The 21,873-nt window shown below is 67.1% G+C and carries 11 protein-coding genes; 2 read left to right on the top strand and 9 right to left on the bottom strand.

Going from position 1 to position 21,873, the window contains the following annotated elements; all coding sequences use genetic code 11:
* Positions 1 to 57: 57 nt before the first annotated feature.
* The 8 genes from V1460_RS35065 to V1460_RS35030 form a co-directional block, all read right to left on the bottom strand.
* Positions 58 to 1,242 (bottom strand): 5-methylcytosine restriction system specificity protein McrC, encoded by a 1,185-nt coding sequence (locus tag V1460_RS35065; RefSeq protein WP_338677615.1) that lies wholly within the window; start codon positions 1,240 to 1,242, stop codon positions 58 to 60.
* Positions 1,239 to 3,059 carry an AAA family ATPase gene (locus V1460_RS35060; protein WP_338677614.1) on the bottom strand — a complete coding sequence of 607 codons (1,821 nt, stop codon included), beginning with the start codon at positions 3,057 to 3,059 and terminating at the stop codon, positions 1,239 to 1,241. Before V1460_RS35060 ends, V1460_RS35065 begins: the two co-directional genes overlap by 4 nt.
* 64 nt (positions 3,060 to 3,123) lie before the next feature.
* Positions 3,124 to 4,968, bottom strand: coding sequence for an AIPR family protein (locus tag V1460_RS35055; RefSeq protein ID WP_338677612.1), 1,845 nt, complete (start codon positions 4,966 to 4,968; stop codon positions 3,124 to 3,126).
* Between the two features lie 93 nt (positions 4,969 to 5,061).
* Positions 5,062 to 9,120 carry an Eco57I restriction-modification methylase domain-containing protein gene (locus V1460_RS35050; protein WP_338677611.1) on the bottom strand — a complete coding sequence of 1,353 codons (4,059 nt, stop codon included), beginning with the start codon at positions 9,118 to 9,120 and terminating at the stop codon, positions 5,062 to 5,064.
* Complete coding sequence (locus V1460_RS35045; RefSeq protein WP_338677610.1) at positions 9,117 to 12,140, bottom strand: helicase-related protein; 3,024 nt, start codon at positions 12,138 to 12,140, stop codon at positions 9,117 to 9,119. The genes V1460_RS35050 and V1460_RS35045 overlap by 4 nt, the downstream gene beginning before the upstream one ends.
* A complete protein-coding gene (locus V1460_RS35040) occupies positions 12,137 to 17,404 on the bottom strand; it encodes a DEAD/DEAH box helicase (RefSeq protein ID WP_338678353.1) in 5,268 nt (1,755 codons plus the stop codon). Before V1460_RS35040 ends, V1460_RS35045 begins: the two co-directional genes overlap by 4 nt.
* A 621-nt stretch (positions 17,405 to 18,025) precedes the next feature.
* Positions 18,026 to 18,283 (bottom strand): DUF397 domain-containing protein, encoded by a 258-nt coding sequence (locus V1460_RS35035; protein WP_338677609.1) that lies wholly within the window; start codon positions 18,281 to 18,283, stop codon positions 18,026 to 18,028.
* On the bottom strand, positions 18,280 to 19,161 hold the full coding sequence (locus tag V1460_RS35030; protein WP_338677607.1) for a Scr1 family TA system antitoxin-like transcriptional regulator: 882 nt from the start codon (positions 19,159 to 19,161) through the stop codon (positions 18,280 to 18,282). The genes V1460_RS35035 and V1460_RS35030 overlap by 4 nt, the downstream gene beginning before the upstream one ends.
* Before the next feature lie 222 nt (positions 19,162 to 19,383).
* On the opposite strand from V1460_RS35030, the gene V1460_RS35025 reads away from it, so the two are divergent.
* Together V1460_RS35025 and V1460_RS35020 are read left to right on the top strand one after the other, a co-directional pair.
* Positions 19,384 to 20,724: a hypothetical protein gene (locus tag V1460_RS35025; RefSeq protein WP_338677606.1), complete on the top strand. Its 1,341-nt coding sequence runs from the start codon at positions 19,384 to 19,386 to the stop codon at positions 20,722 to 20,724.
* Between the two features lie 55 nt (positions 20,725 to 20,779).
* A complete protein-coding gene (locus V1460_RS35020) occupies positions 20,780 to 21,484 on the top strand; it encodes a 2'-5' RNA ligase family protein (RefSeq protein ID WP_338677604.1) in 705 nt (234 codons plus the stop codon).
* On the opposite strand, the gene V1460_RS35015 is transcribed toward V1460_RS35020, so the two are convergent.
* Positions 21,365 to 21,868, bottom strand: a complete 504-nt coding sequence (locus V1460_RS35015) for an ATP-binding protein (RefSeq protein WP_338677603.1) — start codon at positions 21,866 to 21,868, stop codon at positions 21,365 to 21,367. The two genes, V1460_RS35020 and V1460_RS35015, sit on opposite strands and share 120 nt — an antisense overlap.
* Positions 21,869 to 21,873: the final 5 nt, after the last annotated feature.

Genomic DNA, 21,873 nt, shown 5'->3' with positions numbered 1-21,873 from the left:
AATACTGTCGGGTGGTGGGACGCTGTTGAGCCTTCTTGTGGTGTTCTGGTCAGACCATCACGATTTGTTAGCGAGTGCGGCGGCGATTCGTGACATGGCGGTGAGCACCGCGGGTGGCTCAGCAGCCAGCGGCACGGTGTGCTGGATGAGCTCAATGCCGGAGTGCCGGACGGTGTGACGCAGGGCTGGTCTCTCACCAGCAGCGTAGATGAGGTGCCCGCGGTCGAGTCCCAGACCGAGGCAGTACGACGCCATCTGGTAGAGATCGGCGTTCGGGAAGCCGCGCACGGAGTCTGCCTTGTACTTGGCGTCGGCCACCCCGGCAGCTGTGCCGTCGCCGCGACACCAAACGACATCGGGGAGCAGGCGGATCCGGTGCGCCTCGTCGAGGAAGTGGCGGCCGCCATCGGTGATCACATATCCGGAGTACGGACGGAGTGCTTCCCGGAGCGATACAGCGACAAAGTCCTCGAAGACTTTTTCCATGTTGATGAGCAGGCCGTCCACGGGGACGGTTCCGCCGTCGTCGAGTTCGTACGAAGCTCCTCGCAGGACAAGCTCGCCGAGACGGATTGCGGTACGCAAGCGCGCGTTGTCAGGACTGGCAGTCCAGTCGGGCAAGGCCAGCGTCGATGGCACGTCTTCCACATCGGGGAGTGCGGCGATCACCCGCCTGAGCTCGGGACGGCAGGTTGCCGGCACCCCGGGGAGCGCCAAGAGACGCCGGGCCGCTGAGCGTAGGATTCGATTCTCCGGGATATCCTCGGTGAATTCCTCGTAGCTTGCTTCCACGGGGAAGGCTCTGCCGAAGTGCCGACGTAGCTGATCAGCATGGCGTATACGACCGCGCACGACGGGCAGCGTCGCGTCGACACTCACGTACCCCTGTAGGGCGCCGTGGCGGAGGCCGCGCTCAGCGGCTCTGACGAATGCGTACGCCACCGCCGGGAGCAGTCCGTCGCGCTCCGACGCTTCGATGGGCTCGGGGTACCAGCGGTCCGGAGCTGCGGTGTACGCCAGGAGAAACAGCAAGCGTGCGACCGGTGTCTTTGGTGCGATGCGGACGTCGATGCCCCCGATTCGCGCGGCGCCGACGAGCCGGTTGCCGCTGATTCGCCACAGACCTGGGCGGCGACCTGGCTCCACTCGCACGATGCGAGACGAGGTCAGGGCAGCTGCCTGTCGCGGGCTGAGTTCCGCTTGAATGGCTTTGCCGCTCTCGGACAGGTCGAGGCGTGTCATGCCGGACCGCTGACATCCTCGCCAGGAGCTTCGTCGGCTGAGGGGGCCTGACGCAACAGTGCCCCTTCCTCGATGCCCAGCTCGTCGAGGATCTCGTCTAGCACGAACCGATCGACGGTGTCGCCGGGTTCCTGGTCGGCGAGCAGCGGCAGAATCGAGGTACGCCAGGCGCGGGCGAGCGCGCCCGGTTCCTCATACAGCGAACGGCGCATGAAGTAGGACGGCCCGAGCTGGAAGTCTCGCTCGGCGATGCGGCTGTTGAGCTCTTCAAGGAGTAGGGCTGCGGTGTCCGGAAGTCCTTCGCCGCGGAGCCAGCTGCGCAGCATGGACGAGGTGGGTTCGGCTGAGGGGTGCAGCTCAACGAAGGAGAAGCGTCGCCGCATGGCCGCGTCGACGCGTGCCACCGACCGGTCGACCGTGTTCATCGTCCCGATGATGACGACGTTTCGCGGGAGCGTGAAGCCGTTGCCGTCGTCGGTTCCGTACTGGAGATGCACTATGTCGTCGCGGTACTCCAGCAGGAAGTACAGCTCTCCGAAGACCCGAGCCAGATTGGCCCGGTTGATTTCGTCGATGATCAGGACATGAGGGCTGGATGGATCCTTTCGGGCGTTCTCGACGGTGCGCCGAAATGGGCCGGGCACGAGCTCGAATCCGGGCTGACCGTCCTTGGCCTGGCGCGGGCGGAACCCTTCGAAGAAGTCCTCGTAGGCGTACGACGGATGAAACTGTACGAGGGTGACGCGTTCACGTCGTCCTGCTGTGAGGTGCAGAGCGAGCTTGCGTGCGAGATACGTCTTGCCAGTTCCCGGCGGGCCGTAGAAGACGAGCTGCGGCCGTTCCTTGAGGAGTTCGATCCAGTCGTCGAGATCCTGCGGACGGATATGCAGATCTTCGGCCAACCGGACGTCCGGCCCGGGGAGGTGCAGACTGCGACGGGGCGGAGGTGGGGGAGCGCCGGCCTCGGTCGGTAGCATGGCGGCGAGGTCATCGGCGAGGTCCGTGAGGTCGACGACGCTGAGTTGGACGCCGAGCTTGCCGTTGAGGCCGTCCGGTATGTCGTCCTCGAAGGGATCGATGGGAGCCGCGGTGTTGAGCCAGCGCACACTCCGGGTCAGGGCCACCGTCCGGTCCGATGTGAAGTGCGGGCCCGACGTGACCTCACCCAGATACAGCTGGTCACCTTCTCTGGCAGGGGCCAGCACGAGGTCACCCTCACGCATCCGATTTAGGAAGAGGTGGATCTCCGCGCTTTTGTCTCTCAGGGCGACTTGGGCGAGATGGGCGTAATCGGCTTCCACGGCGAGACGGACGGCATCCTCGCCACTGCCCGGCTCCAACGCGCGCAAGCGTGACGCCTCGACGCCGCAGTACCCCTCGTTCAGCCAGTCCTGTAGCAGGTCGGAGGGGCCCGTGTCGGAGGCCCGGACCAGCCAGGCGCGGCGCGGTGGGGATGGTGCAGCGGTGCCCAGAGCTTCGCGCATAGCTTCGACGGTAACTCTCCGGGCTGGATCCGGTCTCCCGGACTGTGGCAAGAGGGTGCCTTCCCTGCGCATGGCGTGCGCCTGGGCCTGCGAATCGGGCTGAGCCGCGTTGCTGACGATGCGATCGGAGGCGCTGGACTGGATCTGCCGCGCATAGCGCATGACGGTGGCGGGATCGACCCGCAGCACGTCGGCGACGTCGTCCCGGGTGGCCCAGGTCCCGGCGGTGAGCAGCGCGAGTACGACGCCTAAATTACCGGCGTCACCTGTGTCTTCTGTGACCCGGGTGATGAGTTCGTGGGTGCCGAACATGGCGTTGTCGGGGGAGAGCACGCAGGGGTCTCTGGATCCTCTAAGTGGCGGAGCCTTGGTTAGGGAGACGGGGCGGGGGCTGCGGTTAGTCAGCCCTTTCGCCGAGGTTCTGTCGGAAGACGTCAAATACCGTTTTCGTGTGGTCCTGATCGCTCAGGGATTCGACCATCCCGGCAAAGTTCGTGCGGGCGACCTCAACCGCCTTCGCTCGGTCGTGCTCGCCGACAACTTTCGAACCCCCGCGTTGGAGAGCGGGTGCGAGGTGTGGGAGGAAGGGAACTATGGGTTTGAGTACCTGATGCCAGTGCTTGATCACTTTGGGGAGCGTGGGCTGCCGGGAGAACCCGAGAGTGAACGGGTCGCGCGTGCCGCGGCCGAGCAGGGTGTCCATGCAAGCGGCGACGGCATCGACGACCACGGGGACAGCGCCGCGGCGCTGGAGGAAGTCGTGCACCTTGCGCGGGTTACCTTTGAGGTCCGGATCGTTCCGGCATCTGACGGCGTACTCGGTCTTCGTCTGCTCCACCGCGCGCTGCAACCCGTAGCAGAACAGCACATGCCGTGCCGTGGTGTGGTCGCCGAAGAGGCTGGCGTAGAGCCCGTCGTCCGACCAGATCTTGCCCGGCTCGTTGTAAGCGATGTAGGGATCACCGTGGAAGGCTGCGAGTGCTTTGGCTGCTGTCGTCGCCACAACGCGGTTCGCGGGTGGCGCTACCGCGATGTCGCTGGGGTCGGTACGGCGCCCGCCGTCGTAGGCGATGTCGCCGAGCTGCTGAAACTCCTTGATGAGGCGCAGCTGGGTACGGTCGTTGCTGCGGAAGTCCGCTGGCAGGGTGGCGAGCTGACGGTTCGTGGTGCGGATCACCTCGCTGACGAGCGAAGGGTCATCGCACACCACGAACCGGATCAACAACTGGCCGGCCTCGGTCTGTCTGCGGAGGGTTTCGTCGCTGACGGCCCCGGTCGTCTGGGCACCATTGACGATCGACAGGCCCTGCAACGTGATGACACGCCGACCGTCGGGGCCGGGCTCACCGACCTCGACTCCGTGGGTGAGGGCCGTAACGCCGTTGTTCAGGACGAAGAGATCTTCCGGCCGATCTTGTACGGTCTTACGGATCGCGCTGTTGATAGCGCCCTTCTTGCCCTTGACTCCGACGAAGCCACGGACGTTGGCGGAGAACAGACGGTTCTCCTCGGTGCCGTTGTGTTCCCAGTACAGGTTCTGGAGCCAGGCGGTGTCCACGGCGGTGCACACAGCGCTCCACTTACTGCCTGACAGTTCGAAGCAGTCATCCACGGTGAGAGTGATCTCATTGGTGACCAGAATGGGACTCCGCGACCCCTTGTACCAGCGATACAGGGTGGGCACCCCTACCTCGAGACCGATGACGCGCTCCGGAGCTGAGTCCGGATACGCTTGCTGAAGCACCCGCGTCGCCATGCGAACGGTCGCGTCGAGCTCGGCCCGTGCGTTGGCGGTCTCGAGCTGATTATGGACGAACCAGAACTGCGTCTCCTTGATGCGTCCGTCCTGGAGGGCCTGGCGGACGGCCTCGCCGGCGGGCTTCAGCCGTGCGGGCAGGTCCTCCGGTTTCCCGCTCAGCAGCCAGGCGACGCTCTCGTTGAGGGCGGTGGCCTTCCAGACTTTGGGCTCTGCCAGGGATGACTTGGGAGACTCGAACCCCTGGGCGATGATGAGCTTCTCGGAGTCGGGGTCGATGTAGACCAGGTCGCAGCCGTGGTCCTGGCCCCCATCGGTCAGGGAATCGACGGCCACCGCATGGATGTCGTCGATTCCCTGGTGCAGCTGGAGGGCGAAGAGCAGGCGCTTGTTGTCCCCGTATTCATCACGGTCGAGGTCGGTGCGGTCGTCGAGCACCTTCTTGAGTACGGCTGCCGCTTCGTGCGCCGTTACCCCGTCACCCACGCCGCTCACCTTGTCCCCTCGCTGATGCGTAGTCACGCCGTTTCAGATCCTAAAGTGTCGGGCTTGCCGCGCTCTCGTAGCACGGAGAACTGGCTACTCCGGCACATGCCTTGGCCCTTGTCCCGGAGGGGGGTTGAGCGGTGAGACGTAGGCGTCGCCTGCTTGGGCAGCCTTGTCCATCGCCGTGTAAGCCTCGATGATCAGGCGCTTCGTGCGGTACTCGCCGTGGGCCGCCATGTCCTTGCCACGCACGATGGGGAACGTCTCCATCACGTGGTCGACCTGGGCCTCGGTTAGGTCGTAGAGGTGGAACACGGCGGCGTCGAGCTCGGCGCGGATCTGGGCCCGACGGGCTTCGTTCCAGCGGAAAGGAGGGCCTTCGTCGTTGAGGTCGCGGGCGAAGGGGGCGAGGTCGTGCGCCGTGTAGGTGAGTTCCAGGACCCGATCGGCGAACCAGTCGACATCCATTTGCTCTGGTGCCCATGCGAGCTGCTCGAAAGCGCTAGGGCGGGGAAGCGCGATCTGTTTGAGGATGAAGTAGTTGAGAGAGACGCCACTCATCTTCTGTCTGACGAGGAAGTCCATAGCAAACGATGACATGCATGCAAGCAGCGCTGCCGGGCTTCCGTGTTGGGTGAAGGCAAGGAGGAACTTGTTGTTCGTGGCAATACGAGGCACCACGTCAGCAACGAGTGTCCGCTCGTCCGTGGACCGAGTCACGTCCCGCCACCCCAGTAGCCAGCCCTTGTCCCACCGCCCACCCAAGCGATAGTCCACATCACACTCGGACATCCAGTACCGCGGAATCGGCCCCCGCCCCGGGTCGTTCTTCTCCTCCAGCGTCAGCCGCGGCAGCTCCGTGTCCTGGCTGCCCTCGGGCCGCTTGCTGTAGCAGGACAACCGGTGGTCGTAGTGGTGGACGAACTTTGCCTCGTACAGCGGCAGCAGCCGGTGAGTGCCGTCGGTGAAGACATTCCCCTCCAGGTGCAGCCCGCCTGCCTCCAGTTCTGGCTGCTCCCAGAACAGGTCGGAGTCATTGGCCATGTCGAACATTCGCATGAAGGAGATACCCCAGAGATTGACGTCAGGGGCGTCATCGTTCTCGTCCCAGAGCACCGGTACGCGGTGGTAGATCCCGAGTGTGATGTCGGCGTCCTGCTGGGTGCGGAACATGGGCATGGTGCCGGTGTTGGGGTTCACCAGCAGCAGGTCCTTCGGATCGACCTTGATTCGCTCGCCGCGCGGAGGCAGTTCGTCCGGGTGTTTGCCCAGGGTCCAGGACTCGGCCTGCGTGATTTCGCTGTCTCGGCCCGTAACTGTCAGGAGCGAGAATCGATAGCGGCGGTTGCCCACATCCGTCCAGATCCGCGGATTGGTGACGAAATCCAGCAGAGATTCGAGGCGCCGCTGTTGCAGGATGTCCCGGAAGAAGGGCGCTGTGGTGGAGTCCACGGCGATCCCAGTCGGCACGATGATGCCCAAACGACCGCGCCCCGCGATGAACTGCCGGGCGGTTTCGGCAAACACCGAGTACGTGTTGACGTCGCCCTGTCCCGTGAAAGGGAACCGTCCAGAGTCACGCAGGAAGTGGAGAGTGCCCTCAGAGCGCCGGCGTGCGGCGAGGTAAGCGTCGTAGTGGAAGCGCTGCTCTGGCGAAGCGGCGAGCTTGGCGATCGCGCGGTCGCGAGACGACTTGTTGGAAGCGTCCGCGATCTCCGGGACGCGTGCGGCGAAGAACTCCTTGTCCTGGAGCTTCACCCGATCCCAGGGGGGGTTGCCCAGGACGCACGAGAAGCCGCCGCTCCATCCCAGGTCGGGGTCGTAGCTGGGTGCTTCGTCGTCCGAGCTGTTGAAGATGTGCGGGAACTCCAGATGCCAGTGGAAGAACCCGTATTCCTGGGCGAGTTGATCTACCGTCTGGTCGGTTACCGCACCCGCGCTGCCGTTCTCGACCAGGCGGCGCCAGGCGTCCGCGGCGATTCCCTCCGGTCCGCCGACATATGTGGGCCACACGAAGGCGGCGCACCAGGCGTCCGCGATACGGCGGTCCTTGACTTTCTCCGGGGACGACTGCCACGAGCGGTACTTGTCGATCTGCCGGTGGATGTCGACGAGCTCGCCGTCGGGCTTGCTGTGGATGTCCGCGATGACGTGGGCGTGGTGGGCGTTGCCCGTGGCCACGGTGGCGCCGCCGGTGGAGAACAGCGCGTCCTGTCCTGCGTCGCGTTCCTCCCGGTTGCGCTTGCGGAGTCGGGCGACCTGCTTGGCGTCGTCGCCTTCGAGGGCCTGGTACGCCACGTCGGGGATGCCCTGCTCCAGCAGGCGCGGCGTGGTACCGAGCAGGGCGTTGCCCTGACGGATGTGGGCATCGAGGAAGGACATTGGGCGGGGCTTGCCCGGTTCGAGGGCCTGCATCCAGAGGGCGAACTTGGCGAGGTCGACAGCCATCGGGTCTAGGTCCACGCCGTGGATGCATCGGGCCACGACGTCGGGCAGCCAGCGCTGTACGGCATCGACGGGTGGTTCGGTTTCCTGGGTGTGTACGACGGCGATGCGTTTGGCGATGCGGCGGGCGGCGGCGACCAGGAAGTGTCCGGATCCGCACGCCGGGTCGCACACGGTCACTCGTAGGAGGGCCTCCACGGGGTTGGCCGACTTCGCCGCTTCCTCCAGGACGGGATCCAGGGCGGATTCGAGCAGGGTGTCCACAAGAGCCGTGGGCGTGTAGTACGAGCCCGAAGCCTTGCGGGAATGCCCGGCGGAGCTGCGCAGGCGGTAGGTCTTGCGGTCCGGGTCGGGGTCCGGGACCAGTTCGAGCAGTCCCTCGTACACCCCGCCCAGCTCCTCCGCGCCGAGGTGGCGGTAGTCGACGGGAAGCCAGCGGCTGCCGTCGTCGCTGCGGACCCGGGAGAGGTGGCGCACCGCGGCGAGGAGACGGTCGTTGGGCAGCCGGAAGGAGGCCAGGGTGACGTCGTCGAAGAGGTGGTCCTGGGGACCGGGATCGTAGACGCCGCCGAGTCCCGGCAGGGCGAGCCGAGGGTCCCCGCCCTCCTTGCCGAGGGCGTTCAGCACCATGGTCAAGGCTTGCCACAGGTCGTCTCGGCGGTCGCCCTTCATCGTCAGCGCCAGGCGGCGCAGCCGGCTGCTGGAGAAGTACTCCTCGTAGCGGTCTCGGGCCTGCGGATCACTGTCCTTGCCGAACAGGGCCTGCCGATCCTCGGCGACGAACAGGAAGATCAGTCGGTAGACGAGTCGCAGCAGGGCCTTGTTGAGGCGGTCCTTGGGGATGTCGCCGCTCCTGAGCCCCTTGCTCATCTGTTCGTTGGCGGGATGGGCGAGGAAGCCGGAACCCAGCTCCTCCAGCGCGAGCTGGAGCCCGGTGCTCAGGCCCCGCAGGAAGCGCGAGCCGCTCTCCAGGGCTTCCGCCCGCCAGCGTTCGAGCCAGCAGTCGGCAGCGGTTGGCTCTCCGGGTGCGTCGTCCTCGCGGGGCAGCAGGTCGATGCGGGAGGCGTGCAGTAGGGCATACAGCAGGTAGAAGTCCGCGTACAGGTCCCCGTCGAAGATCGATTCGAGGTCGAATTCGATGTATGCGGAGCCGACAAGGGAGGTGGAGTCCCGCACCAGTCGCAGCACACGGCCATTGGAGAGCCCTCCCCACAACAGCGACCCGCCGGTGTTGAGGCAGTCCTGCATCATGGCTTGGGGGACGCGTCCCTTGGCCGGGCGGCGGTCCAGTTCGGTGTGCCAGGACAGAAGGTGGACGGGGAAGTGCTCGCGGTGGAGATGGCTGACGGGGAAGGACCGTCCGCCAGCTGTGACTCCCTTCCGTGACGTGGGCAGTTGGCCGTAGCCGAGTTCGGCGAAGAGAGGGAGCAGCCACTTCCGCCGGGTCAGGGTGGTGCCGAGATCGGCCGCCGGCAGCTGCTTCAGTTGGTCACGGTAGGACTGGTACACGCCTTGCAGATACGCCCACGACCGGCTCACGGCGTCGCCTAGCCGCCCGACTGGCAGGCTGTACTCGCCCGGCGTCATCCCGGGCAGGGCGCGGTCTCCTGCGGAGATACGCGCCAGGATCTCAGGGGAGAGCACGCTGCCCTCGATACGGACAGCGGTGAATCCGTCGCTCGCGAGAGGGACGGCAGTCGGGCTCACGCGGTGCCTCCGGGTGTGGTGGTCCGGTTGGTTGATGCGGTGTCAGGAACGTACACGTACACGCCGAGAACATCGGCCGAGGGCTGGAACGTCACCTGCAGTCCGCGCCGGGCGGCGGAGGCCGAGCGGCGGACGCGGCGGTGCGCTGCGAGGAGCTCGGATGCTGCTGCCTCTCCGTGGCGGTCCAACTCCGGCTGGATTCGGTCGAGATCGCGCACGGCCCGGTCCACGTACTGGCGTACGTGTTCCTCCATGGCGTTGGCCGTGGGTTCGGCGTCCAGGAGCTGGGCCACTTCCGGCGGGGTGAGCCACTCGGGCGCGCTCGCACTGCCCCGGTAGGCGAGGACGCGGGCCTCCTCGGCCACTGTGGGTGTGGTGCCGCGCCCCGGCAGGGTCAGGTGATGGCGGAGGCGGACCAGCAGGAGCGTGGTGCGGGAGTCCACTGCGGTCGTCCTGATGACGCCGCAGCGCCGAGCCAGGCGCCGCCCGCCGCCGATCGATCCGTCGAGGGAGGTGTCGAGCACCCACTGGGCCAGGGCGACGACACGGGGATCCGACCTGGTGAGGGAAACTTCGCCGATCCGTTCGGCACCTTCTGCGCGGAAGGTGAGCTCCAAGGCCCGGGCCGCGCCGTCCACCTGCAGGTCGCGCAGCAGTCCGGGGGGCAGCCCGGTGAGGTCGGCGGTGAAGTCCCTTGCTTCTTCTTTCGGTTCCGTGAGTACCGGCTGGGCGGTCGCGGCGGAACCGGCGGGCTTCCGGCGGGCGGAGACCGAGACCTCTTCGCGGGAGGGAGCAGGACGCATGGTGGCACCCAGCTTGGTGAGGCTGGTGCGGACGAACCGGATGACGTCGTCCCGGTTTCCGATGGCCTGCCGGAGGGCGTCGATCTCCTGCTGCATCTCGTCCGTGTGGATGGTGCGTTGCGCGTAGCGGGTCTGTGCCTTGGACTCACGCTCAGCCGCATCGCGCCACTGCCGCTCAAGTGCCTCGGCCGCCTCTTCGGCCTCCACGTCGAGGGTCAGCTGCCGCTCTTCGCGGCCACGCAGCAGCACGCCCTGCACGAGTGCCTGTACCAGGCTGTCGGCGGCCTCCGGGACCGGCACCGCGACGCCGGTCGCCTTCTGAATGGCGCGGTGTTTGCGCAGCAGGACTTCGAGGACAACACCGTCGATGCCGTTGTCCTCGCCGTACAGGGTCACGGCCCGCACGTACGTCGAACGCTGGCCGAAACGGTCGACACGTCCTTCGCGCTGCTCGAGACGCGTCGGGTTCCACGGAAGGTCGTAGTGGACGACAGCCTGGAAGCCGTGCTGCAGGTTGACGCCTTCCGATAGACAGTCGGTAGCGACCAGGACCCTGCGAGCGGCCGGGTCCTGAGTGAGCGTCGCGATACGGTCCTCGCGCTCCTTCGGGGGCAACAGCCCCGTGACGTGCTCGACGGTGATCTTGCCGAGGATGGACTTCAGGTACTCCGCAACGTACTGGGCCGTGGGGATGTACCGGCAGAAGACGATGGGGTTGTAGCCAGCAGTGATCAGCTGCTTGACTTCCTTGCCCACCTGGAGGAGCTTCCGGTCGTGCTCAGGGCCGGCCAGCTGCCGAGCGCGTTCAGCGAATCGCCGGAGCCTTTTCCGCTCCTCCAGGATCCGGGCCTTGTCCCGCTTGCTCAGCTCGCTCCCTTCGGCTCCTTCCACCGCCTTGAGAGGGATCAGTGCCTCAGTGGCATCACCGGCAGGAGCGGCGTCGGCGCCTTCGTCGGTGTCGTCTTCGGTGCCGTCCAGGACGGATGCGCGGCCGAGCCGTTCTGCTTCCACGTCGGTCAGACCCTCGACGGCGGCCCTGGTCTCCAATGTGGCGGCTGCGGCCAGCGGCGAGGAGGCGAGGGAGCGCAGCAGGGCGAGGGCGGACCACCAGCGGATGCGGTCGCGGGTCGCACCGCTGCTCGTACGCACGGTCTCCCGCGCGTACGCCAGTACGTCCTCCAGGAGATCCGCGTACTCGTCGTGCATCCGGAAGGGCACATCCCGGAGGAACCGCGTGTCCGGGAAGTGGGTCTCCTCCTGCAGGTAGTGCTTGATGTCGCGGCGGCGTCGCTGCACAAAGAACTTGGCCAGGCGCATCCTGTCCTCGGACTGGGACGGGTCGAACGAGCCGGTATCCGGGGCGAACTGAGGGTCGAGCAACCCGATGAGACAGCGGAAGGTCTCTTCCTTACCGCTGTGAGGAGTGGCGGTGACCAGAATGACGTGGCGCTGTGGTGACGTGGAAAGCTCGGTGAGGAGCTCGTAGCGCAGCTGGCGGTGTTTGCCCGCCCGGTCGGCGGCGTCCGGTACGCAGGTGTGGGCTTCGTCGACGATGACGAGTTCCGGTGCGCTGCGCAGGAACTGGCTGCGGCGGTCCTCCCGCTTGATGAAGTCCGTCGACACGATGGTGAACCGGTGCCGGGAGAAGAGGCTTTCGGCGCCCATGAGGTCGCGCTCCAACTTCTTGACGGTGCTGGGCAGGACCAGCGCGGCTTCGATGCCGAACTTGTCCCGCAGCTCGTCCTGCCACTGCCGGGCCAGCGCTGGGGGGCACAGCACACTGAACCGGTCAACCTGCCCCTGAGCCACCAGTTCCTTCGCGATGAGCCCTGATTCCACGGTCTTACCGATGCCGACATCGTCGGCGATGAGCAGACGCGTCACATCCATGCTCATCGACATCATCAGCGGTACCAGCTGGTAGCGGCGAGGCTCGAAGTTCAACTGGGCGAGGGATCGGAAGGGGCCCGCGCTGTCCCGGAACCCGATCTGCAGCGCCGTTCGAAGAAGCCCCGCGCTGCTGAAGTCACCCACCTCGTTGGGGTCGGTGCTGGGCCGGGGAAAGGACGAATCCGTTACTTCGTCGACGAAGAGCCCGGTGGTGAATGCCGCGTCACCGCCCAGTGGGCGTGCCACCAGAAAATCGTCGGTGACCTTCTCCACGACCCAGTCACGCCCGCGGGCGGCCACCAGGTTGCCGGTCTCGTACTTGGTCACCGGGCTCCTCCGGATCCGAACACGTTCGGGTAACGGTCGACGATCTTCTGCCAGTTGTCAGTGTGCCCGAAGCGGACAACCAGCCAGCCCGCGTCCATGAGCCGGTCCTCGGCCTCCTCGTCGCGTTGCTGCTGGGTGGGCCGGTCGTGGTGTGGACCATCGACGAAGACGGCGACGTCGGCACCGGCGAGGCGGTAGACGAAGTCCGGGCGGGCCGCGAGCTGTATCAGCGGGACCTGCGCCTCGTCCGGCACGCGCAGCTCCCGGGCGGCGAGGAAATCGAGGAAGGCGCGCTCCAGTTCGCTCTCGCTGTCCTCTTTGAGCATGATGAGCCGGTCGGCAGGACTGGCTGTGCCGCCCGTGCCCCGCACCGTTGCCCGCGCGATGCCCCTCAACAGCCCGATCACCTTCGTGCGGTCGATCAGCCGGTGCTCGCTCTGGTTCCCGTACGACAGAAGGCAGTCGTAGCAACCGAGTTCGCAGGGCTCGGGCAGACCGGCCTTCGCCGGCGCGTCCTCACCGGTGTCGGGGTCGGTGTGCACGATGCGCAGGGCTTCGGCGGCCGCGGTCGCCAGGGCGTCCGGTTCGGCCTGCAGGCGGCGCAGCACCCCGGCCCCGCCCTCGGCGCTCTCCGTGAACAGCATCCGGGCCCGGTTGTCCGGGTCCGGCAGGGCGATGGAGGTCAGCTCGGAGTCCTCCAACTGGAATACCGCCTCGACACCGCGCTCAAGGGCGAAACGCAACGTGGTGGCGGTGATCTCGTCAACCGGCTCGGCGAGACGGAGGAGGAGGATGTTCCGTCGGTCCTCCACAAAGGGGACCACGGGGCGGGAGATGTCGGCATCCGCAAACGACTCCCCTTCGTCTGATTCAAGGGCTTCGGCCTGCTTGTCGGGCAGCCATCGGCCGGTCGCAGTATCGATGCGGTAACCGACCCGTGCCTTGTCCTTGCGCCGTCGTCGTCCCTTGTTGATGACGCGCAGGCTGGCGGTGTCTCCGTAGGCCAGATCGGCAAGTTTCTGGCCATCGAGGAGAATCTGGGCGTCCAGCCTGGCCGGTCGGTCACCGTGCGCGTTGAACCGGTAGGCGGTTTCCAGCTCGAAGCCTGCCCGGCGTCGTTCTTCCTCGTCGGAGGAGATGCGTTCGCGACGCTCGGTGACGACCGTGGTCAACCGCATCAGGTTGGGGATGAGCCCGGTGAGCGCTTGGCCGCAGTTGTCGCAGAGATCCGTCCCGGCCTGCTGCTCGTGGAAGTAGCCGCAGTGGCGGCAGAGCCGGGCCGCTTCGGTGTCGATCTCGCCCGGTTCGGCGATGGGCAACTGCACCCGCTTGACCTCGTATCGGGCTCCTTCGTGGTAGATGAGGGCACCCGGGCCGAACTCGTTGATGGCCAGGAAGCGGGGGCGTTGCAAGTAGTCGCCCTCAGCACCCACACCCCGAGCTTTGCGGGAGCCCGGGATGTACGCGGCCAGAGGGAGCCGCGGGAAGGAGTATCCGGGCAGGAACCCCTCAGACGCGAAGTAGCGGTACGTGTAGAAGTCGCTGAAGTTGTGGCCGAGGCGCTGGCTGTCCTCGTTCCGCAGCAGCTTGAGCTGGTTCTCGGCCTCGCGCCTGCGCCGGGCCGCCTGCTCACGGGACTGAGGGCTCAGTGACTGGTCGAGGACGCGGCGGTTCTGTTCCTCCTGCTCCGCGAGAGCGCCCCGGTAGAGGTTGCGCCAGCGGTCGCAGGCTCGGTCGAAGCCTCGGGCGGCGTTGCGGACAACGTCCTCCAGCCAGCGCGGGCTCCACCAGCTTGAGCTGTCGAGGTCCGGTACGGACGCGAGCACGTTCCGGGCCCGCTCCTCCGCACGGCGGGCCGGTGCCGGATCGAGCATCTGCGCCCAGATCTCCTCGCGCACTGGATAACCGCGCATTGAATCAGCGAGATCCAGTACCTCGGGCAGGCTCGAGTGCAGGTCGGCTCCGGTCTCGGCGAGCCAGATCGCTTGGATGTGGCTGCGGACCAGATCTTCGTTCGCGAGATCGAGGCGTGGCGGCGCCACCCGCCCTTGAACCATGAGGTGGGACCGACGGAAGTAGTACTGATCGTGTGCGTTCCCGGTGGCACAGTAGGTGGTGACCAGGGCGGGCTCACCGGAACGTCCAGCGCGCCCGGAACGCTGCGCGTAATTCGCCGGGGTAGGTGGCACGTTACGCATCGCGACGGTGTTGAGGCTCTTGATGTCGACGCCGAGCTCCATCGTCGGGGAGCAGTACAGCAACGGCAGCTGGCCAGAACTGAACCGAGCCTCCCGTTCCTCCCTTACGGGCGTGGGGACCTGAGCGGTGTGCTCCGCGGCCTGCAGCCCGGCGAGGCTGTGCGCGAGATCCGCGTAGAGACCACGGAAGAAGGCATTAACGCGCGGCGCGGTGGCACCGTGTCGGCGACGCAGCAGATCGCGCATGCCTTCGGAACCGTCTGAAGGCAGCCAGAGCAGCGAGGACGCCTTCACTCGGTAGCCGGGGGTACCCGTCTCCGACCGTGGCACGGACTCCGTGATCAGGTCTGCTTCGCAGAGCACTTCGAGCAGCCTGCGGATCACGAGCTGGGCGTCGTCGACGGTCAGGCGGTCCGACAGGTGAGGGAAACAGCTCGGCGCGCGCAGATAGCGGCCGAGCATGGACCGGCCGGTGAAGTGGACGTCACTGCGGTACCCGCCGGGCCGCGCCGGCGTTGGGAACACAGCCGCAGGGCGGGGCTCCGGATGACTCTCCGAGAGCGCCCAAGGGCCAGTCAGCCACTGGTCGGAGCGCGAACGCACCCGCTCGAAACCGGTGCGGGACAGAACCTCGACGTCGACGGCGAGATTGCGGCGCATCTCATCGAGCACGAGCCGCAGCAACTGCTCGCGCTGCTGCGGGGCGGCGTCAGCGAGAGCCGCGTGCCCGCTCTCCCAAAGGTCCTCGGCAGCGGCGATCTCACCGAGAGCCGGATAGTCGAAAACCAGCAGCCCGGTCTGCTCCAGGCCCGGCATCGTCACACGCCAGGACCCCTGCAGATCCTGGTACAGGAGGAGTTCCACCACCGCGCGCAGAGCAGAGGTGACATTCTCCCGCTGATGGCTGAAGCGAACCTCCGCCCTGCCCGCGTAGGACTCCACCGGCAGGGCCAGGGCATCGGTGACACGCTGCGCCAGAGTGTCGTAGCGCAACCCGGCTGGACCGGCGTCACTCAACGCCTTGACCAGGGCGCCCCGCAGATGCGTCACCTGGACAAAGTCGTTGAAATGCCCAGCCTGCAGACTGGCGTCCTGACGGTTGTCCACGAAGGTGAGAAGCTTCTGAGCCTCTCTCGGCATCTCCTCGCCGGGTGGCTGGCTGCGCAGACTCCGGACGATGCTCGCGCTGATCACTGTCATCGCGGAGCTGCGTCCCTCCGAGTCGAGGCTGGCGAGCTTGGCGAAGTCCCGGCCACGGACCTGCTCGTACGAGACCTTGCACTCGGGGTTCAGGCAGAACAGGAACGGGGCGGGGACGAAGGCAGCCCTAAGCCCCTCGGGAGGTTCAGTGCCGTGGTCGCCTGCGGCCGAGGACTCGCTCTCTGCGCCGCCGTACCCCATTTCCGTACCGTCGAGGGCCACGGTCACAGGCACCGGAAGATAGCGCCGACGATTGTCGGTCACATGGATACCGGATTCGTCGCGCACGAGCCAGGAGTCCGGCAGCCGCCCGTCCGCGACAGGATCCGCTGGCCACGGTGCGGCGGTGCTCACATACAGATAGCCGTCCGCGGTCTGATCGTCGTCCGACTCGTGATCGTGCCTCGGCTCGTAGGCCACCTGGCCGGCTCTCATCGTCCGGGACACAGCGAGGTACTCCTGGCCGCACTCGCGGCAGAAGGACAAGGGCAGCAGGAGCTTGCCCCGGTCACCTTGGACCACACGCTGGTATCGCCTGGTGGCGTAGCGTGTCGCCTCGGGCTCAAGGCTTACATAGACGGTGTCCCCCTTCGATACGAACTGGTGCAGACGGAAGGCGAACAAGGGGCGATGCGTGTCAGGGTCCTTCGCCTTCGCTCCGGCGCGCAGCATGTCCTCGATGGCAGCCCTGCACGTGTCCTCGTCCAGGTCCACCAGGGCGGCCAGGCCGACCGCAGCATCGGCCAGCGTGATCGGGCGCTGCCGCTCCAGATGCCCGGCCTGGTCCCGCAGACCGAAGGTGTTCTCGATCCAGATCGCGAGCGGATCCTCAGCAAGATCGTCGTAGTCGCGGGTGAGCCGGTCCGGTGCCCTGAGAACGGCTTCGGTCAGCTGCGCCGGTGACGGATCCGGCCCTCGGGTGGCGCGGCGGAGTGTCTCGCCGATGACATGTTCCGGTGCAACGTCTTCCGGCCCTCCGAAGATCCGGCTGGCCACGCGCGCCACGTCTTTGCGGCGCTCCAGATGATCTCCCTCGTTCGACATGGTCGCCGAGGTGCCGATGCACTGAAGGCTCCGCGCCTCGCAGGCGTCCCGCACACGCCGCACCAGCAGAGCGACATCCGCTCCCTGCCGGCCGCGGTAGGTGTGGAGCTCGTCCAGGACGAGGAAACGCAGATCGCGTGTGGCATTCAGAAAGTTTCCGCGCTCCTTGTCGCGGGTGAGCAGGAGGTCGAGCATCACGTAGTTCGTGAGGATGATGTCGGGGCGATCGCGCAGGATCCGGTGGCGCTCCTCCTCGGACTCCTGGCCGGTGTAGCGCGCAAAGGTCACCGGCGACGCCTCTGGCCCGTACCCTGCCTGAAGGAACTTCTCGAGCTCCTTGCGCTGGCTGTTCGCCAGAGCGTTCATCGGGTACACGATCACCGCGCGCGTACGGCGTTCCGTATCGCCCGCGGCGCGTGCACGCAGGATGTGGTCCACGATTGGCACGATGTAGCCGAGGCTCTTGCCCGAACCGGTGCCAGTGGTGAGCACGAAGCTCCTGCCGGTGGTGGCTACCTCGATCGCTTCTCGCTGGTGCCGGTGGAAAGAGATGGGAACGCCGGGAGCCCCTTCGGCATCTTTGCCGGTGCGGAAGATCTTGGAGCACTCGGGGTGCAGCAGCTGGCCCTTGACGAGCTCGTCAACCGAGCCCCCCGGTTCGAAGAGAGGATTGATCGACAGCCATGCGTCCCGCCATTGGCCGCCTTCTGCGAGGTCGCGCTCGACGGCCTCACGAATTCTGGGGTCCCGGATGCCCACGAATGACTCGGTGAACTGCCGGTAGTCAGCGACAAGCTTCCGGTGCAGTTCAAAGACATCCACAGCGGCCAAACCTCTCTCATCCCCTGGTCGGCCTACATCATCGCGCACGCCACTGACATGCGGTGTCGGAGTCTGCCCAATTATCGCAATTGATGTGATCTGGAGTTTCCCCTGCGATCACGGACTCCACGCTACGAGCGGAGGGATAGGTGACGTCTACCGCGAGATCCGCAGGCGCTGCGGCCCTGGGGCGGTGGACCTCATCCGCCGGTGTCAGGAGGGCGTCCATCCGTCGGGCACGTCGGTGCCGGACCCCACCGGTTCGTGAACGACATTGAGGCCGTAGCGCAGACGGTGCGTAAGCCGGAGGAGGTCACACCATGACCCGACGATCCGCCAGCTGATCGACACCGCCGACCTGCTTCTCGCGGACGTAGGCGGCCCCACTATGGCCGGCCCCGCCACGGTCGTACCGGGCGCGGCCTTCGCTGCGGGCCGCGCTCGAGGGTGCGGTCGCCGGCAGCCTCACTGCCCATAGGGCACCGCGGGCGAATTGTGAGGGCTCGAAGCGAACGCGGGCTGCTTTGGCTCCGCAGCTGCGTCGAGGCCGACAGCGCCCGCCGGGCGAAGGCCGTGTGGAGCCAGCTCTGCCTGGTATGTCCTCGCGCCTCAGCCCTCTTTTCAGCTCCAACGCTCACTGACTGACCCGCGGGCGATCCCACTGACCAGCGCGCGCATCGCCGCCTTCGAGAAGAACAACGGCCCACGGCTGATGTCCTTGGAATCGCGGACTGCGGCGCGGTCGACCAGTGCAGCAACTTCCACGCAGTCGTTCGCACCCCCGCTGTACGAGCTCTTCCGCCACCGCGCGTGCGCGAGATCGACGTCGTACGGAGTTGTCGTGACATCGTGCGGGGCGGCCATGCGGGGCGTGCTCACTCTTCGAGCTCCTTGCTGATGCGTGCGATGCGGGTGCGCGTCTCCGACGGGTCGAGGGCGGTGCTCCTCAACTGGTCGAAGATGTCTGTGTAGTTCTCCACATCCTGTGGGGACTCGAGATACACGGAGTTCTTGGGGTTCTCCAGCCACACCAAGTCTGGCGTGGGGGACGGGAACGTCAGGATGACGAACGGGCCATACAGCCCGGGATGCGCGCCGAGCGAGAACGGCAGGAGCTGCACGGTGACGTTCGGCCGCTCGCTCGCCTCCACCAGCTTCCGCATTTGGTCGCGCATCACGTCAACGGAGCCGACCGTCCTGCGCAGCACGGCTTCGTCGAGGACCGCCCAGAGTCTGGCGGGGGCCTCACCGCCCAGGCGGCTGTTCTGCCGCTCCATGCGGACTCTGACCAGGGACTCGACCTGCGGCGGGGACAGGTCCTTCCTCATCTGGGAGATCACGGCACGCGCGTAGTCCTCGGTCTGGAGCAGCCCCGGCACGAGCATCGGCTGGTAGCTGGCGAGGTGCGTCGCGCCGGCCTCCAGCGCGAGGTACCCGTCGTAGCGCGTCGGGGTGAGCACTGTCGAGTACTTCCGCCACCAGGGCTTCTGCTGCTCCTTGTCCGCCCGTACGAGGTCGAGCACGTCGGCGCGCCGATGCTCGTCGTCGACGCCGTACAGGTCCAGCAGTGCCCGGACGAGGACCGGCGTCGTACCGCGTTCGCCGTTCTCGATCCGGCTCAGCGACCCCTGATTGACCTCCAGTTGATCGGCGACCTCGGTGAGGGTGAGCCCGGTCGCGTCACGCAGTTCCTTCAGCCGTGCCGCGAGCTGTCGCCGGTACACCGACTGCGGGACCAGGCTTCTCTTCAAGGCCATGCCGGAAGTCTCTCCGTATCGGCGACACCTCTACAACCCATACGGGTCAACTTCACCAGACATATTGCCTAGTTGGTGGTTGCGTCGGCATGCTGTCAGGAGTTCGCGGCGCGCGTTGGTACGGGCGTCCGCCGCAGCCGACCGATGGGCGAGCAGGCCACGACCTCGCTACCGGCACGCGCCTTCGCGTCGCTCCCGCACGCCGTACCAGGAGGGTGGGCCATGCCACGGACAACGCTGCTTCGGCAGCTGCTCCAGCAACGGCACCTGACGACGCACGAGGCTTTCGCCGCCCAGTACGAGCGGGCCGCCGCCCGGCTGGCAGAGTTCGACCGAGACCCCCGCCTGGCGTCCCTCCAGGTCTCTCCACGTCAGTTCGACCGCTGGTACGGCGGGGAGTTGCTGACTCTGCCCCGTCCTGACGCCTGCCGGGTTCTGGAGCACATGCTGGGCAGACCCGTGTCCGAGCTGTTCTCCACAGCGTACGACGGCGACTCCGCGCACGACCGCGACGAGGAGTCGAGCACCGGCCAGCAGGCGACGAGTGCGCCTCCGCCACGCGAGGGCGGCGAGAACCCACTGGACATCGTCACCCGCACCCGGCAGCTCACGGCCAGCAACGCCGACGACGCGACGCTCGCCTTCCTCGACTCCTCCCTGGAGGGCATCGCCAGCCGGTACGAACAGGACGGGCCGTACGTCCTCCGACCCCAGGCCCGACAGGTGCGGCAGCTCGCCCACACCCTCCTCGACGGCCGCCAACCCCCACGCACGCGCCGGGAGCTCTTCCGCGTCGCCGCCCGCGCCTCCGGCCTGCTCGGCTACATGGCGGTGAACACGGGCGACTTCGCGCTCTCGGAGGCGTACTGCACCGAGGCCCGGGATCTCAGCCGTGAGATCGGCGACCTGGACACCGACCTCTGGGCGTGCGGCACGCTCTCCTTCAGCCTCTACTACGCCGGCCAGTACGACGAGGCGGACGCCTGCGCGGCCGCGGCCGTCGAGCGAGCCCCGCGCCACGCCCAGTGCATCCGCCTGCTCGCCAACGGTCGGGCCCGGGCCCTCGGCAAGACCGGCGACCGGGGTGCCGTCGAGCAGGCCATCGGGCAGGCACTCCGCCTCTCCGACCTCCATGAGGTACCCGTCGGGCTGACCTCCTGCATCTCCTTCGAGCCGTACGGACGGGCCAGGACGCTGGCCAACGCCGTCACGTCACACGTGGCGCTGCGCAACACGGCCCAGGTACTGCGCGACGCCGAGCACATCGACGACCTGGTGGAGCACTCGACCTCCTCCTGGAGCCGTTCGCTCGTACGCCTCGACGTCGCCACCGCGCTGCTGCAGCAGCGCACGCCCGACATCGACCACGCCATGGCGCTGGGCCGTGAGGCCCTGCGGCTGTGCGGAGACACACCGATCAGCTCCGTCTACCAACGCTCCCGTGACCTGCATGAGCAGGCCGGGCCGTGGCGTGATCACCCGGCGGTACGCGATTATGGCGACGAGTTCCGGACCTGGAGCTCGCAGCCAGCGGCCCTGGCCATGGCGTCATCCGCGTCGTAGGCGCCGTCGGTGTCGTCGTACTCCGGGGCAGTGTGAAGCCGAAGGAGTACGTCGGGTGCCCCTGCTCAGCGCCGATCCCGCCGCGTTCCCCGCCGAGCCCCCCGCCGACACGCACGACCCGGCGGTCACCGCGGCCCACGACTGGGCGGCGTTCAGCGCACTCGACGAGATGACCGACCACTGGGCACGACCCGGCTGGTCGGACGGCAGCCGGGCGTACTACTGGATGCTGACCTTCCCGGATGATCAGCGGCTCGCGACTCTCGCCGGGCACTGCCAGGAGGAGCTGGCACCCCTCGGCCTCGACCCGGTGCCGACGGACGGACTGCACATCACCCTCGCCCGAGTCGGAACGCCCGGCGCCGTCACCCCCGGCCAGCTGGACAGCCTGGCACGGGACGCCGAGGCGCTGCTGCCCTCCGCGTTCTCCGTACACGCCATGCCGCTGGCCGGCTCCCGAGGCGCCGTCCGCCTGTCCCTCGGCCCCTGGGAACCCCTGCTTCTGCTGCACCATGCGCTGGCCAAGGCGGGGAGCAGCGTCGGTCTGGCCCCGAAGAAGCCGACGTCCGCCTTCCGGCCGCACCTGAGCCTCGCGTACAACAACCGTCGGCGCCCCGCCGCGCCCGTTGTGGAGACGGTCTCAGGGCTTCGCGCTCTCCCGGCCGTCGAACTCTCCTTGTCCGCTGTCCAGTTGGTGGAGCTCCGCCGTGAGGGGCGGACGTACCGCTGGGATGTGCGGAGGAACGTCACGCTCGGGTAGCCCGCTGGCGTCCAGGGCGAGAATTACGACCACTTCCTTGCCGATCGCGGTCGGCCGGACGGACCACGCGGAGGCCAACTCGCCGACGAGCAGCAGTCCGAGACCACTGCCCGTCAACTCATCCACCGACTCCTCCGCAGAGCGTGCCCGGACCCTGGAGGCATCCCGTCCCGCGTCATGGACCCGCAGTACCGCCACGTCCCGGTAGACCTCCACACACATGCAGTCCGGTCCGCCGGCTGTGTGCCTGAGCGCGTTGGCCACGAGCTCCGAGGCGATCAGAACGGCGTCGTCGACCCGCTCCGGCGCGGCACGCCCCTCGAGGAACTCTCGTACATGTCTGCGCGCGAGGCCCGAAGGCTCGGTGCAATCGGCCAGCTTCACCCAAT

It is taken from the genome of Streptomyces sp. SCSIO 30461 (assembly GCF_037023745.1).
Taxonomy (GTDB): Bacteria; Actinomycetota; Actinomycetes; order Streptomycetales; family Streptomycetaceae; genus Streptomyces.
The sequence above is the reverse complement of the archived record's forward strand: the minus strand, read 5'-3'. Positions and strand labels throughout refer to the sequence as shown.

Excerpts from the sequence above, each read along its gene's own strand:
- V1460_RS35025 (WP_338677606.1), top strand. The coding sequence starts at position 19,384 with ATGCCACGGACAACGCTGCTTCGGCAGCTGCTCCAGCAACGGCACCTG.
- V1460_RS35030 (WP_338677607.1), bottom strand. The coding sequence starts at position 19,161 with ATGGCCTTGAAGAGAAGCCTGGTCCCGCAGTCGGTGTACCGGCGACAG.
- V1460_RS35065 (WP_338677615.1), bottom strand. The coding sequence starts at position 1,242 with ATGACACGCCTCGACCTGTCCGAGAGCGGCAAAGCCATTCAAGCGGAA.